Source organism: Nonomuraea antri, assembly GCF_013283785.1.
GTDB lineage: Bacteria > Actinomycetota > Actinomycetes > Streptosporangiales > Streptosporangiaceae > Nonomuraea > Nonomuraea antri.
In genome coordinates this window covers 59,701-72,126 of record NZ_JABCPZ010000002.1, presented here as the reverse complement: position 1 = coordinate 72,126, position 12,426 = coordinate 59,701, and the positions used below count along the sequence as shown (strand labels likewise).

12 protein-coding genes are annotated in these 12,426 nt (G+C 71.9%); 6 read left to right on the top strand and 6 right to left on the bottom strand.

Going from position 1 to position 12,426, the window contains the following annotated elements; translation table 11 throughout:
* Positions 1-44: 44 nt before the first annotated feature.
* Positions 45-518 carry a winged helix-turn-helix transcriptional regulator gene (locus tag HII36_RS01030; RefSeq protein WP_328807540.1) on the bottom strand — a complete coding sequence of 158 codons (474 nt, stop codon included), beginning with the start codon at positions 516-518 and terminating at the stop codon, positions 45-47.
* 243 nt (positions 519-761) lie between these two features.
* On the opposite strand from HII36_RS01030, the gene HII36_RS01025 reads away from it, so the two are divergent.
* Positions 762-1,406: an NAD(P)-dependent oxidoreductase gene (locus HII36_RS01025; RefSeq protein ID WP_173521087.1), complete on the top strand. Its 645-nt coding sequence runs from the start codon at positions 762-764 to the stop codon at positions 1,404-1,406.
* A 177-nt stretch (positions 1,407-1,583) separates the two neighbouring features.
* Here the strand turns inward: HII36_RS01025 and HII36_RS01020 are convergent, their stop codons facing one another.
* Together HII36_RS01020 and HII36_RS01015 are read right to left on the bottom strand one after the other, a co-directional pair.
* Positions 1,584-2,066 carry a hypothetical protein gene (locus tag HII36_RS01020; protein ID WP_173521086.1) on the bottom strand — a complete coding sequence of 161 codons (483 nt, stop codon included), beginning with the start codon at positions 2,064-2,066 and terminating at the stop codon, positions 1,584-1,586.
* A 150-nt stretch (positions 2,067-2,216) separates the two neighbouring features.
* Positions 2,217-3,614 carry a hypothetical protein gene (locus tag HII36_RS01015; RefSeq protein WP_173521085.1) on the bottom strand — a complete coding sequence of 466 codons (1,398 nt, stop codon included), beginning with the start codon at positions 3,612-3,614 and terminating at the stop codon, positions 2,217-2,219.
* A 175-nt stretch (positions 3,615-3,789) separates the two neighbouring features.
* Between HII36_RS01015 and HII36_RS01010 the strand changes: the two genes are divergently transcribed.
* Together HII36_RS01010 and HII36_RS01005 are read left to right on the top strand one after the other, a co-directional pair.
* The gene (locus HII36_RS01010; RefSeq protein ID WP_173521084.1) at positions 3,790-5,286 is read left to right on the top strand and encodes a peptide MFS transporter; all 1,497 of its coding nucleotides are present in this window, start codon (positions 3,790-3,792) and stop codon (positions 5,284-5,286) included.
* A 9-nt stretch (positions 5,287-5,295) separates the two neighbouring features.
* Positions 5,296-5,907, top strand: a complete 612-nt coding sequence (locus HII36_RS01005; protein WP_173521083.1) for a trimeric intracellular cation channel family protein — start codon at positions 5,296-5,298, stop codon at positions 5,905-5,907.
* Between the two features lie 19 nt (positions 5,908-5,926).
* Here the strand turns inward: HII36_RS01005 and yczR are convergent, their stop codons facing one another.
* On the bottom strand, positions 5,927-7,357 hold the full coding sequence (gene yczR / locus HII36_RS01000) for a MocR-like transcription factor YczR (RefSeq protein ID WP_173521082.1): 1,431 nt from the start codon (positions 7,355-7,357) through the stop codon (positions 5,927-5,929).
* Between the two features lie 63 nt (positions 7,358-7,420).
* Between yczR and yczE the strand changes: the two genes are divergently transcribed.
* Both yczE and HII36_RS00990 read left to right on the top strand, forming a co-directional pair.
* Positions 7,421-8,023, top strand: coding sequence for a membrane protein YczE (gene yczE, locus HII36_RS00995; RefSeq protein WP_173521081.1), 603 nt, complete (start codon positions 7,421-7,423; stop codon positions 8,021-8,023).
* Between the two features lie 81 nt (positions 8,024-8,104).
* The gene (locus tag HII36_RS00990; RefSeq protein ID WP_173521080.1) at positions 8,105-9,910 is read left to right on the top strand and encodes a glycoside hydrolase family 15 protein; all 1,806 of its coding nucleotides are present in this window, start codon (positions 8,105-8,107) and stop codon (positions 9,908-9,910) included.
* Here HII36_RS00990 and HII36_RS00985 read toward each other — a convergent pair.
* Entirely contained in the window at positions 9,885-10,649 is a 765-nt protein-coding gene (locus HII36_RS00985; protein WP_217369013.1) for a methyltransferase domain-containing protein, read from the bottom strand. The two genes, HII36_RS00990 and HII36_RS00985, sit on opposite strands and share 26 nt — an antisense overlap.
* 212 nt (positions 10,650-10,861) lie before the next feature.
* Between HII36_RS00985 and HII36_RS00980 the strand changes: the two genes are divergently transcribed.
* Positions 10,862-11,140 (top strand): sulfurtransferase TusA family protein, encoded by a 279-nt coding sequence (locus HII36_RS00980; RefSeq protein ID WP_217369012.1) that lies wholly within the window; start codon positions 10,862-10,864, stop codon positions 11,138-11,140.
* Between the two features lie 65 nt (positions 11,141-11,205).
* Here HII36_RS00980 and HII36_RS00975 read toward each other — a convergent pair whose 3' ends face one another.
* A complete protein-coding gene (locus HII36_RS00975) occupies positions 11,206-12,423 on the bottom strand; it encodes an RNA polymerase sigma factor (protein WP_236003057.1) in 1,218 nt (405 codons plus the stop codon).
* Positions 12,424-12,426: the final 3 nt, after the last annotated feature.

Genomic DNA, 12,426 nt, shown 5'->3' with positions numbered 1-12,426 from the left:
GATCTGCAAGGGCTGAGCGCCGGTCGACCGGGCCGGCCGGGCCGTCAGCGACTGGGCTGTGACTCGGCCGTGGCGCGCGCGTCGGTCCCCGCGTGGGCGGTTCCGGCGTGGACCGTCTCGGCGTGAACGATTCCGGCCTGGACGGTTCCGGCGTCGTCGATTCCGGCGTACCAGGAGTCGCGGGCGCGCAGCAGCTCGCCGAGGTGGCGTCTGTTCCAGTTGCAGCTGGCTTCCATCGGTTCGAGCAGGCTGCGGCCGAGCGGCGTCAGCTCGTACTCGACGCGCGGCGGGATCTCGTCGTAGGCGGTACGGGTGAGCAGGCCGTCGCGTTCCATGGCCCGCAGCGACTCGGTGAGCACCTTCGGGGTGATGCCGCGCAGTGGCCGCTGGAGTTCGGTGAAGCGGCGCGGGCCTGACTCCAGGCAGCGGATGATCTTCGCGGTCCACTTGTCGCCGACGCGGATGGGCGGGAGCCCCGGCGGGCAGTCGGCGAACATGTCCGGATCGAGTGGCTCCATGGCGACCATCGTAGATCGTAGGTCGTCATCGTGACCGTCGTCGGTGGCCTGGGCGTCGGCGCCTCCCCTGGGCGCCTCCCGTGGATGCCTCCCGTGGGCGCCTCCTGGGGGTGGCTGGCGTTGGCGGCTCCCGTGAGTGGCTGGTGTCGGTGACTATCGTTGCGGGAAGTGACCCCCTTCGTCCTACCGTCGGGCTCGGTCGCCGGGACGTCCGGTGGCCGGGCTGGACGGGAGTGATGCGTGATGAGCAGGATCGTGATCTTCGGCGCGGGCGGCAGGGCCGGGCGCCGGGTGGTCGAGGAGGCGGTGGCGCGGGGTCACGAGGTGACCGCGGTGGTACGCGATCCGGGGCGGTATCCGGATCTGGGCGACAAGGTGCGTGTGGTCGCCGGTGACGTGACCGACGCAGGGTCGGTGGCAGAGGTGGCGGCCGGGCACGACGCGGCCGTGCAGGCGGCGGCCAGGCTCGACCTGCCGGCCGAGGAGTTCTACCGGGCGGCGTCCGTGGCGCTGGCCGAGGGGCTGCCGCGGGCCGGCGTGGCGCGGCTGGTGGCGGTGGGCATCGGTTCGCTGCTGGAGGTCTCGCCGGGCGTACGGGTCATCGACACGCCGGACTTCCCCGCCGACGCCCGCACGTTCTCGCTCGGGCATGTCGCCCAGCTGGAGGTGCTGGCCGGCAGCGGGCTGGACTGGCTGGTGCTCGCGCCGCCGCCGGTGTTCCTGGACGCCGACGCCGACGCCACCAGGCGGTTCAGGATCGGCGGCGGGCAGGTGGTGCCGTCCGATGAGGGGACGCCGGCGTTCTCGTACGCGGATCTGGCGGTGGCCGTGCTGGACGAGATCGACCGCCCCGCGCATCACCGCGCCCAGGTCGCCGTGGCGTACTGAGGCCGCACGCGGGGGCCAGCCACAGGAGGCCGGGCACCGGGCCAGTCGCGAGGGGCCGGGCACGAGGGGCCGGGCACGAGGGGCCGGGCACGAGGGGCCGGACATGCCGGACGCCCGGCCGCGCGGGCCGGGCGTCCGATGGTGCGTCCGATCCGGTCCGGGGACCGGAGGGTGTGACTAGTGGCGGCCGACGACCTTCACCCAGTCCTTGGCCTCGGAGGGAGCCAGGTAACGGCTGCCCTCGAAGACCACGCGGAAAGTGCCCGAGGTGTAAGCGGGCACGCGGGTGTGGAAGTAGCCCCTGCGGCTGGTCTTGATGGTCTCGACGTGCTCCCACCTGCCACTGCCGTCGGCCTGGAACAGGACCACCAGGCGCTTCCAGCCCAGACGGTGCCAGCGCTCGTTGTCCTTGCAGTAGTCGGCGTGGTGCACCGAGACGAAGCCGCTGATGTAGTCCTCGTCGCACTGCACCGACAGCTTGCCCTCGAGCGTGATCGGCTTGCCGCGCCAGGCGGGCTCAGGGTTGGCGTCGAACTGCAGGCTGGTGTTGCCGCCGACCCAGTCGGGATCGGGGTCTGCCAGCGCCGGCGAGGCGGCGGTGGCGACCATGGTGGCGCCGAGGGCGGCCGCCGCCACTCCGGCGGCGAGTCGTCGCATCATGAAAAGAAGATCCTTCCCCGTCCGGACAGGCTCCAAAGCGGAGCATGTCAACGCTTAATGACGCGTAAGGGTAAAGAAAAGTTGGCACGATGCTGATCACAATTCGGCAACGGCACTATTCATGATGCGCATTTATATTTATTTGTGGCCTTATCTGGCCATTTGTAGGACTTTCGATGTGTCTGTGGCGTAGTGTCCTGTTCCGGGATAGCGGATGCGCCACTGGCCGCCGGCCCGGTCCTGTACCCGGCCGACGAAGGAACCGGCCGCGTCGGTGGTCGCCGAACCGGCCCGCTGCCACTCGGCGGTGGCGTCCGGACGCCACAGGATTTCCAGCTTCTGCTTTCCGAACGGGCCGAAGTCGATGTATCCGCCCGGGTCGACCCGGCGCAGCGAGCCGCGCACCCGTACGCCGCCCGCGGCCTTCTCCACCCGCACGGACGACAGCCGGGTGCTCCTCTTGAGCTGGAACGAGGCGTACTCGGTGACGGTGGCGCCGTTCGCGCCCCTGGCGGTGGCGGTGACGGTCCAGGTGCCGGCCGGGTAGAAGCGGGTGAGCTTCTTGTCCGGCAGGAAACGCCACGTCTGCCAGCCGTCGGTCATCCTGAGCGGGAGCGGGCCGCCCAGCCGGAACACCAGCTTCGGCGGGACGGTTCCGAGGCCCGGACCCGCCTGCCCCGGCGCCGACGACACCGGCGGCGGCGCGGCGCCTCCGGGCACACCGCCCGGGGCCGTACCGGATGGCGCCTCTGACGGCGCGCCGGGAGCCGGCCAGGACGGGAACCCGGACGGCTCAGGCGACGGCGCCCCAGACGGCATCCCGGACGGCACCCCCGATGGCATCCCTGAGGGGTCGGGCGCCGGGCCGGGCGACGGCTCATCCGTCGGCTCGGGCGGCAACAACGGCGACAGCGCGGGCGACGGCCCAGTGGACGGCTCAGGCGACGGCCCGAACGAGGGCTCAGACGACGGCTCCGACGACGGTTCGGGGAACGGCTCAGGGGACGGCAGCGGCGACGGCCCGCCCGGCGGTTCAGGCGACGGCGCTCCGGACGCCCCAGGGGGCGACGGAACCGCGGGCCCCACCGGAATCGGCACCGGAACCTGCGGATCCTGCGGGCTCTCCGGGCCCTGCGGGTCCTGCGAAACGCGCGGGTCGTGCGGAACCTGCGGGTCATGCGGCGGCACCTGCGGATCCTGCGAAACCCGAGGGTCCTGCGGCGGCACCTGCGGGTCCTGCGGAACCTCCGGAATCTGCGGGTCCTGCGGAACTTGCGGGTCCTGCGGCACCTGCGGGTCCTGCGGCGGCTGGAGCACCGGCCCGGGCGGGGCGCCCGGCTCCACCTTCACGGTGACGCCGTTCTTGCCCTGCACTCCCCTGGCGATCACGTCGATCACCAGCCGCACCGAGGAATCCGCCCCGACCACGGGACTCGCCGGTCGTACGGTGATTTGGCGGATGGCGAGCTCGGTCGCGGCGGGAGGCGCAGGCACGGGCGCCGTGAGCGAGCCTGCCGCGAGCGAGACGAGAAGAAGTCTTCCGGTCATGATCGAGACGGTAGGAACCACCCGGTAATGACCAGGACCCCGACACACGCCCCGATTGGCAAAACCGCGCATCACCGCCCGGCGCACGGGTAGCGGCACGCCCCAGCGGATCGTATACGACAAGTTTCACGTAGAGTGATGATTCCATCGCACTTCGTGTCGTCGGGGGGTACGCATGAACAACGGCGGCGGCAGGACGTTCTTCGGCCACCCGTGGGGCCTGGCCACGCTGTTCGGCACCGAGATGTGGGAGCGGTTCAGCTGGTACGGGCTGCGGGCCATCCTGGCCACGTTCATGGCCGCCTCCCCCGCCCAGCAGGGCCTGGGCATGACCGAGACGACCGCGCAGGCCGTCGTCGGCGTCTACGGCGCGCTGATCTACCTGGTGGCGCTGCCCGGCGGCTGGGTCGCCGACCGCATTCTCGGCGCGCGCCGCTCGGTGCTGTGGGGCGGCTTCGTCATCATGTGCGGCCACATCAGCATGGCGATCCCGGTGCGCGGCGCGTTCTTCATCTGGCTCGGGCTGGGCCTGATCATCGTCGGCACCGGCCTGCTCAAGCCGAACATCTCGGTCATGGTCGGCAAGCTCTACCCGGCCGAGGACGACGGCCGCAGAGACGCCGGGTTCTCGCTGTTCTACCTCGGCATCAACCTGGGCGCGTTCATCGCGCCGCTGGTGGTGGGCTGGCTGGCCGACGGCGACCGCTGGCACCTGGGCTTCGGCGCGGCCGCGGTCGGCATGGCGCTGGGCCTGATCCAGTACGCCCTGGGCCGCAAGAACTTCCACGGCGCCGGCGAGGCGCCGAACCTGCGGCTGACGCAGCTGGAGCGCAGGCACTTCACCCGGCTGCTGGTGCTCGGCGTGGCGATCGCGGCGATCGGGCTCGGGCTGTGGGCGCTGCTCGGCACGATCACGATCGACGCGCTGACGCTGGTCCTGACGGTGATCATCCTGATCGTGCCCATCGCCTACTTCACGTTCGTGCTCAGGGGCAGCCACGATCTCACCGAGGACGAGCGGATCAAGATGAAGGCCTACATCTGGCTGTTCATCGCCGCCGCGATCTTCTGGATGATCTACGACCTGGCGCCCAGCAAGCTGCTCTTCTTCGCCAAGAACCACACCGAGCTGAACCTGTTCGGCCTGACCATCACGCCCGCCACCACCCAGTCGTTCAACCCGCTGTTCATCATGATCTTCGTGCCGGTCTTCGCCTGGTTGTGGGTGAAGCTGGGCAACCGGGTGAGCACGCCGCAGAAGTTCGGCTTCGCGCTGATCATGGTGGCGCTGAGCTTCGTGGTCATGGCGATCGCGGCGAACCTGGCGCAGGGCGGCAAGGTGTCGGTCTGGTGGCTGGTGCTGGTCTATCTGATCCAGGTGTTCGGCGAGCTGGCGCTGAGCCCGGTGGGGCTCTCGGTCACCACCAAGCTGGCGCCGCAGGCGTTCAAGGGGCAGATGCTGGGCGTCTGGTTCATCGCGGTGGCGGTGGGCGACGCGGTCGGCGGGCAGACCGGGCGGCTCAACACGGTGCTTTCGGAGCCGATGTACTACCTGCTGCTGGCCGCGATGGCGGTGGTGGCCGGGCTCGCGCTGTTCATGTTCACCCGCAAGCTGCGGGTGATGATGGCCGAGCACCACGCCCCCGAACACCCGATGCCGCCCATCCGGTAAAAATCTTCCGTGTCTGAACTCCTCGACCTCGTCGGCATCTTCGTCTTCGCTCTGTCCGGCGCGCTCATGGGCGTACGCAAACGGCTCGACGTGGTCGGGATGGCGGTGCTCGCCGAGATCACCGCGCTCGGCGGCGGCATCGTGCGCGACCTGATTCTCAACGTCCGGCCCGCCGCGTTCCAGAGCCTGGGCTACGTCCTGGTGCCGGTGGTCGCGACGGTGATCGTCTTCTTCTGGCATCCGCACGTGGCCAGGGTGATGCCGGCCATCCTGGTGCTGGACGCGGCCGGGCTCGGCCTGTTCTGCGCGGTCGGCACCGAGAAGGCGCTCGACTACGGGCTGAGCCCGCTGCACGCCACGCTGCTCGGCGTCACCACGGCGGTCGGCGGCGGCATGCTGCGCGACATCCTGGCCGGAGAGATCCCGACGCTGCTCTACGACCGGCAGCTCTACGCCGTCCCCGCCACGCTCGGCTCGGCCGTGATGGCCTGGTTGTCGTCGGCGTTCGGGCTGCACGGCTGGCCGGCCACGCTGGCCGCCGCCGTGCTGGCCTTCGGGCTGCGCCTGGCCGCCATGCGCCGCAACTGGCGCGCGCCGCTGGCCCGCGGGCTCACCGAATGAGCCCGCGGCGCGCCCTGGCTCACACCATCGGGATCAGCGGCTCCGGCGGACGCAGTCCGGGCACCGGGCCGAGCCGCCTGGCCGTGGCGATGCGCTCCACCGCCTCGGCCAGGACCTGGGGCGGCTGCGTGTACGGCAGCCGCAGGTAACCCTCCAGCGTGCCCTCCAGGCCGAACCAGGGGCCGGGCGCGAGGCGTACCCCGTGGCCGGCCGCGGCCTCGGCGAGCGGGGTGGCGCCGGGGCCGTCCAGGCGGACCCAGAGCGTGCCGCCGCCGCGCGGGATCGTGAACGTCCACTCGGGCAGGTGCGTGCGCAGCGCGGCGACCAGCGCGTCGCGCGAGGCGCGCAGGGTGCGGCGGCGCTCGGCCCTGGTCTCCTCCAGGCGGTCGAACAGGCGCGCGACCACGAGCTGTTCCAGCACCGGGCTGGCGATGTCGACGGCGGAGCGGTGCACGGCAAGGCGGCGGGCCAGCGCGGCGGTGGTGCGGATCCAGCCGATGCGCAGGCCGCCCCACCACAGCTTCGACGCCGAGCCGACGCTGATGACCCGGCTGTCGGTGTCGAAGGCGGCCATCGCGGCGGTGCGCGGCACCTCCTCCAGCGCCAGTTCGCTCCAGGTCTCGTCGATGAGCAGCAGCGTGTCGGCGCGCCGGGCGGCGCCGGTGATGGCGGCGCGGGTGGCGTCGTCCATGAGGGCGCCCGTGGGGTTCTGGAAGTCGGGCATCAGGTACGCCAGGCGGGCCGCGGACTGCCGCATGGCGCAGGAGACCAGGTCGGCCTGCCAGCCCTCGTGCGAGATGCCGACGGGCACGATCTTCGCGCCGCGCTGGCGTGCGACGTCGATGGCGTGCGGGTAGGTCGGCGACTCCACCAGCACCGGGTCGCCGGGCCCGATCAGCAGGCCGAGCACGAGCTGGATGGCGTGCTGCGAGCCGGTGGTGACGAGGATCTGCTCGGGCGTGGTGGCCAGGCCGCGCGCGGTGTAGTGAGCGGCGATACGTTCCCTGAGCACCGGCAGGCCCATCGGGTCGTAGCCGTTGCCCATGCCGTATCTGGGCAGGTCGTCGACCGCCTCCAGCATCACCTCGCGCAGCACGGCAGGCGCGGGCGGCGCGGCGCAGTGCAGCTGGGTCAGGCCGTCGCCGCCGGTGGACAGCCACGGGTTGTCGGCGGCCATGGCCGGGTCGGGCAGCGCGGTCCAGCTGCCCGAGCCCTGCCTGCTCTCCAGGTAGCCTCGTTCGCGCAGCAGGTCGTAGGCCGAGGTCACGGTGGTGCGGCTGACCTTCAGCGTCTCGGCCAGGTGGCGTTCGGCCGGCATGCGGACGCGTACCGGGATCTGGCCGTCCATGATCAGCGCGCGGACTGCGTCGGCCAGCGCCCGGTAGTACGGCCGGGCGGCCGGATCGACGTCGACGAGCCTGGCCACCTGCATCGCTGACAAAAACCTCATAAGGCCACTTTTCGTGATTGGCTCTGTTTTGGCAAGTCATTGGCCTGCCACCATGAGGCCACTATGAGCGAAACGACAGTCCCTCGACCGACCTCCCTGCCCGCCCGTCTCGTGCGTCTCTACGGCGGCCTCGCGCTGTACGGCACCGGCATCGGCCTGCAGATCGAATCGGGACTGGGCAACGACCCCTGGGACGTCTTCCACCAGGGCCTGGCGATCAGGGCCGGGGTGACCATCGGCACGATCATCATCGCCGTCGGCGCGCTGGTGATGCTGCTGTGGATCCCGCTGAAGCAGAAGCCCGGCCTGGGCACGATCAGCAACGTGGTGTTCCTCGGCCTGTTCGCCGACGCCGCCATCGCGATCCTGCCCACGCCGACCCACCTGGTGGTGCAGTCGTCGTACGTGGCGCTCGGGGTGGTGTCGATCGCGCTGGCCACCGTGCTCTACATCGGCGCGGGCCTGGGGCCGGGGCCGCGTGACGGGATCATGACCGGGCTGGTGCGGCTCGGCCTGTCGGTGCGGCTGAGCCGCTTCCTCATCGAGGCCACCGTCCTGGCCGCCGGGTGGCTGCTCGGCGGCATGGTCGGCATCGGCACGCTGGTGTTCGCGCTGGCCATCGGCCCGCTCACGCAGATGTTCACCCGCTGGTTCCCGCTGACGTGATCCCGTCCGCCGCGCCCGGGCCCGACGCGACGTGCCCGGTCTCGGCGGCGGGATCGCCACTCGGGCAGTAGCGTCGGTGGCATGCGGATCGAGGACTACGCGCTCATCGGAGACATGCAGTCGGCGGCGCTGGTGGCCAGGGATGGATCCATCGACTGGCTGTGCCTGCCCAGGTTCGACTCCCCCGCGTGTTTCGCGGCGCTGCTCGGCAGCGAACGCAACGGCCACTGGTGGCTCGGCCCCAGCGGCCGGCGGCCGGCCGACCGTCGCAGGTACCGGCCGGAGACACTCATCCTGGAGAGCGAGTGGGACACCCCCACGGGCACCGTCCGGGTGATCGACTTCATGCCGCCGCGCGACAGGAACCCCGACGTGGTGCGCATCGTCGAGGGCGTCTCCGGCACGGTCGAGGTCTCCACGCAGCTGCGGGTGCGCTTCGACTACGGCAGGATCGTGCCCTGGGTCCGCCGCACCGACGGCCATCTGCAGGCCGTCGGCGGCCCCGACTCGGTGTGGCTGCACTCCCCAGTCCCGCTCAAGGGCGGCGACTACGCGCACCGGGCCACGTTCACCGTGCAGGAGGGCGACCGGCTGCCGTTCGTGTTCACCTGGCACCCCTCGCACGAGCCGATGCCCAAGCAGATCCACTGCGAGAACCAGCTCGCCGAGACCGAGGCCATGTGGGCCGAGTGGGTGTCGCGCTGCACCTACCAGGGGCCGTACCGGGACGCGGTGGTCCGCTCGCTGATCACGCTCAAGGCCCTGACGTACGCGCCGACCGGCGGCATCGTGGCCGCACCGACCACGTCCATCCCCGAGGACCTGGGCGGCGTGCGCAACTGGGACTACCGCTTCTGCTGGCTGCGCGACGCCACCATGACGCTCGACGCGCTGATCGGCGCAGGCTACCTGGACGAGGCGGCCGACTGGCGCGCCTGGCTGCTGCGCGCCATCGCCGGCCGCCCCCAGGACCTGCAGATCATGTACGGCGTGGCCGGCGAACGCCGCCTGCCCGAGCTGCTGCTCGACTGGCTCGACGGCTACGAGGACTCCCGCCCGGTCAGGATCGGCAACGAGGCCGTCAAGCAGCTCCAGCTCGACGTGTACGGCGAGGTGATGAACTGTCTCTACGTCGCCCGCGCCCGCGGACTGTCGGCCGACGAGCGGGCCTGGTCCATCCAGCGCAAGCTGCTCGACTACGTGGAGAGCCACTGGGACGAGCCCGACGAGGGCCTGTGGGAGGTCCGCGGCCCGCGCAGGCACTTCGTGCACTCCAAGATGATGTGCTGGGCGGCGCTCGACCGGGGCGTCAAGTACGTCGAGAGCTTCGGCAGGTCCGGCCCGGTCGACAAGTGGCGCACGCTGCGCGACGTGGTGCACGCCGAGATCTGCGAGAAGGGCTACGACCCGGCGCGCAACACCTTCACCCAGTCCTACGGCTCGTCCGAGCTCGACGCGGCGCTGCTGATGATGCCGGTCGTCGGCTTCCTGCCGCCCGACGACCCGCGCATCGTCGGCACGGTGGCGGCGATCGAGAAGGAGCTGATGTCCGACGGGTTCGTGCTGCGTTACCCGATGGCCGCCGACAACGACGTCGACGGCCTGCCCGGCGGCGAGGGCGCGTTCCTGGCGTGCAGCTTCTGGCTGGTGGAGGTGATGGCGATGCAGGGGCGCAGGCAGGAGGCCGAGGAGCTGTTCGAGCGGCTGCTGAGCCTGCGCAACGACCTGGGGCTGCTGGCTGAGGAGTACGACCCCAGGTACGGCCGCCTGGTGGGCAACTTCCCGCAGGCCTTCAGCCACGTGCCGCTGATCCACGCGGCCCGCGCGCTCTCCCAGCCGTGGAGCGCGGCGGCCGCGCGGGTCAGGGCTTCCGGCCGGCCGCGGTGAAGATCGGCAGCGCCAGGAACAGCCGGCCGTCGGCCGCCCTGCGCCGCTGGTCGTCGATCCAGTTCTCGGCCTGGGCCGCGGTGATCGCGCCGGCCGCGCGGGCGTTCTCGGCCAGGTTCGACAGCAGGGGCAGCATCACGCCGTCGGTGAACACCGCGGTCGTCACCTCGCACTCGACGTCTCTGAAGCCCGCGTCGAGCAGCAGGTTGCGGTAGCCGCGCGCGGCGCGGGGGGTGCGGATGAGGTCGGCGCGGGCGTGCACGACGGTCCTGGTCAGCGCCGGGTCTGTGGAGTCGATGACGATCACGTCCCAGTCCTGGCCGGTGAGCACGGCCCGGCCGCCCGGGGCGAGCACCCGGTGCGCCTCGGCCACGGCCCGCGCCGGGTCGGCGACCTCGTGGTACACCTTGTCGGCCCGGTAGCCGGCCAGCTCCCCGTCGGCGAACGGCAGCGCGCACGCGTCGCCCGCGCGGAAGCCGGCCGCCGGCCAGCGGTGCGCGGCCAGGGCCAGGATCTGCTCGTCGGCGTCCACGCCGGTCGCGCGCAGTCCGCGCGCGGCCAGTTCGGCGACCGCGCGGCCGGCGCCGCAGCCGACGTCGGCGACCGCGTCCCCGGGCGACAGGCGCAGCAGTTCGTAGGAGCGTGCCCGCAGGCGCACCGCATCGGGGACGACCTCGGTGGCGTCCAGCATGGCGATCATGGCGGCGATGGACTCGTTCGGATGCGTGAGATCGGTCATGCCGGCCAGGATGCGCCTTCATGTCGACCTGAAGTCAACCGAGGGGCGGAAGTTCGGAGTCGGTCTCCGATTCGATGCCGAAGGTCACTCGCGGGGCGACCTGGGACCGGTAGGTTGGAGTCGTGAACCGGGGCCGCCGCGGACCAGGCGGTCGCCGGCATCGATCCGGGGCGATGTCGCGGGCGGTCCCATCGGCCTGGAGAATGGTGCCCATGAACGATCCGGTCGTCCTGGACGGCGGCGACCGCCGCTGCGTGCAACTCCTGATCGAGCTGCGCGCGCTGGTCGCGGACCTGACTCCCGGCACGGTCGTGCATCTCATCGCCACCGATCCGGCCGCGCCGATCGACCTGCCCGCCTGGTGCCACCTGACCGGGCACACCTACCTCGGGCCCGCGCCCGCCGCCGAGCGGCCCACGTACGCGGTGCGGGTGGAGGGCGAGGCGCGGCAGAGCCGGCCGTACGCGCCGTGGCACCTCAGCGGCGAGTGACCACTGCCGGCGCGCCGGTGACTCGCGCGGTCATGCACTCCGGTCATGCACGCCGATGACGCGCGTCAGCGCCAGGTGAGCCGTTCCTCCAGCAGGGCCTGCTGGGCCGGGTTGACGGTCAGTTCGAGCGCGCGCGCGTCGGCCTGCCCGGCCTCCCGCCCGCGGCCCAGGTCGCGCAGCAGCTCGGCCCTGGTGGCGTGGTAGAGCGGGTAGCGGGCCAGCGGGTCGTCGAGGTCCTTCAGCTCGTCCAGGGCGGGGCCGGCGCCGCGGGTGTGCCACAGCGCGACGGCGCGGTGCAGGCGGGTCACCGGTGAGGGCGCCAGGTGCAGCAGCATGTCGTACAGCACCAGGATCTGCGCCCAGTCCGTCTCGGCCCAGGCCGGCGCCTCGGCGTGGCAGGCCACGATGGCGGCCTGCACCTGGTAGGGCCCGGGCCGGCGGTGCTTGCGCGCGGCCCGGGTGAGCAGCGACGTGGCGTCGCCGATGGCCCGGTGGTCCCACCGCGACCGGTCCTGCTCGGCCAGCGGCACGAGTCTGTCGCCGTCGAACCTGGCCGCGCCGCGGGCCCGGTGCAGCCGGATCAGCGCCAGCAGCCCGGCGGCCTCGGGCTCGTCCGGCATCAGCCCGGTCAGCAGCGCGGCCAGCCATTCCGCGTCGTCGACCAGGTCACCGGCCTGCGCCCGGTCCGGCGTGCTCGACAGGTAGCCCTCGTTGAACAGCAGGTAGACCACCGCCAGCACCTCACCGAGCCGTTCGCGCGGGTTCTCCGGCAGCCGGTAGGGGATGCCGGCCTCGGCGATCTTGCGTTTGGCCCGGGTGATCCGCTGCGCGACGGTGGGCTCGGGCACCACGAAGGCGGCCGCGATCTGGGCGGTGGTCAGGCCGCACACCACGCGCAGTGTCAACGCGATCTGCGCGGCCCGCGACAGGGCGGGATGGCAGCAGGTGAAGATCAGCCGCAGCCGGTCGTCCCGCTTCGGCGGCACCGGCCAGGTGAGCTGGGCGAGTTTGGCCCGGTAGGTGGATTCGCGGCGCAGGACGTCCAGGCCGCGCCGCCTGGCCACGGTGAACAGCCACGCGTCAGGGCGCTCCGGGATGCCCTCGACGGGCCAGCGGCGCAGCGCGGTCTCCACGGCGTCCTGGACCAGGTCCTCGGCCGCGGAGAAGTCGCCGAGCAGGGAGACCAGGGACGCGGCCAGGCGGCCCGCGTGCTCGCGCACCGCCCTGGCCAGCGCGTCGCGGGTCACCTCGCCGCCGTCGGACATGGTCACCCGCTCTCGCATCTC

Bases quoted from the DNA above. Each gene is read 5' to 3' on its own strand.
- yczE (WP_173521081.1), top strand. From the start codon at position 7,421: ATGAGCGAAACGACAGTCCCTCGACCGACCTCCCTGCCCGCCCGTCTC.
- HII36_RS01030 (WP_328807540.1), bottom strand. From the start codon at position 518: ATGGAGCCACTCGATCCGGACATGTTCGCCGACTGCCCGCCGGGGCTC.
- HII36_RS01015 (WP_173521085.1), bottom strand. From the start codon at position 3,614: ATGACCGGAAGACTTCTTCTCGTCTCGCTCGCGGCAGGCTCGCTCACG.
- HII36_RS00975 (WP_236003057.1), bottom strand. From the start codon at position 12,423: ATGCGAGAGCGGGTGACCATGTCCGACGGCGGCGAGGTGACCCGCGAC.
- HII36_RS00985 (WP_217369013.1), bottom strand. From the start codon at position 10,649: ATGACCGATCTCACGCATCCGAACGAGTCCATCGCCGCCATGATCGCC.
- HII36_RS00990 (WP_173521080.1), top strand. From the start codon at position 8,105: ATGCGGATCGAGGACTACGCGCTCATCGGAGACATGCAGTCGGCGGCG.
- HII36_RS01010 (WP_173521084.1), top strand. From the start codon at position 3,790: ATGAACAACGGCGGCGGCAGGACGTTCTTCGGCCACCCGTGGGGCCTG.
- HII36_RS00980 (WP_217369012.1), top strand. From the start codon at position 10,862: ATGAACGATCCGGTCGTCCTGGACGGCGGCGACCGCCGCTGCGTGCAA.
- HII36_RS01020 (WP_173521086.1), bottom strand. From the start codon at position 2,066: ATGATGCGACGACTCGCCGCCGGAGTGGCGGCGGCCGCCCTCGGCGCC.
- HII36_RS01025 (WP_173521087.1), top strand. From the start codon at position 762: ATGAGCAGGATCGTGATCTTCGGCGCGGGCGGCAGGGCCGGGCGCCGG.
- yczR (WP_173521082.1), bottom strand. From the start codon at position 7,357: ATGAGGTTTTTGTCAGCGATGCAGGTGGCCAGGCTCGTCGACGTCGAT.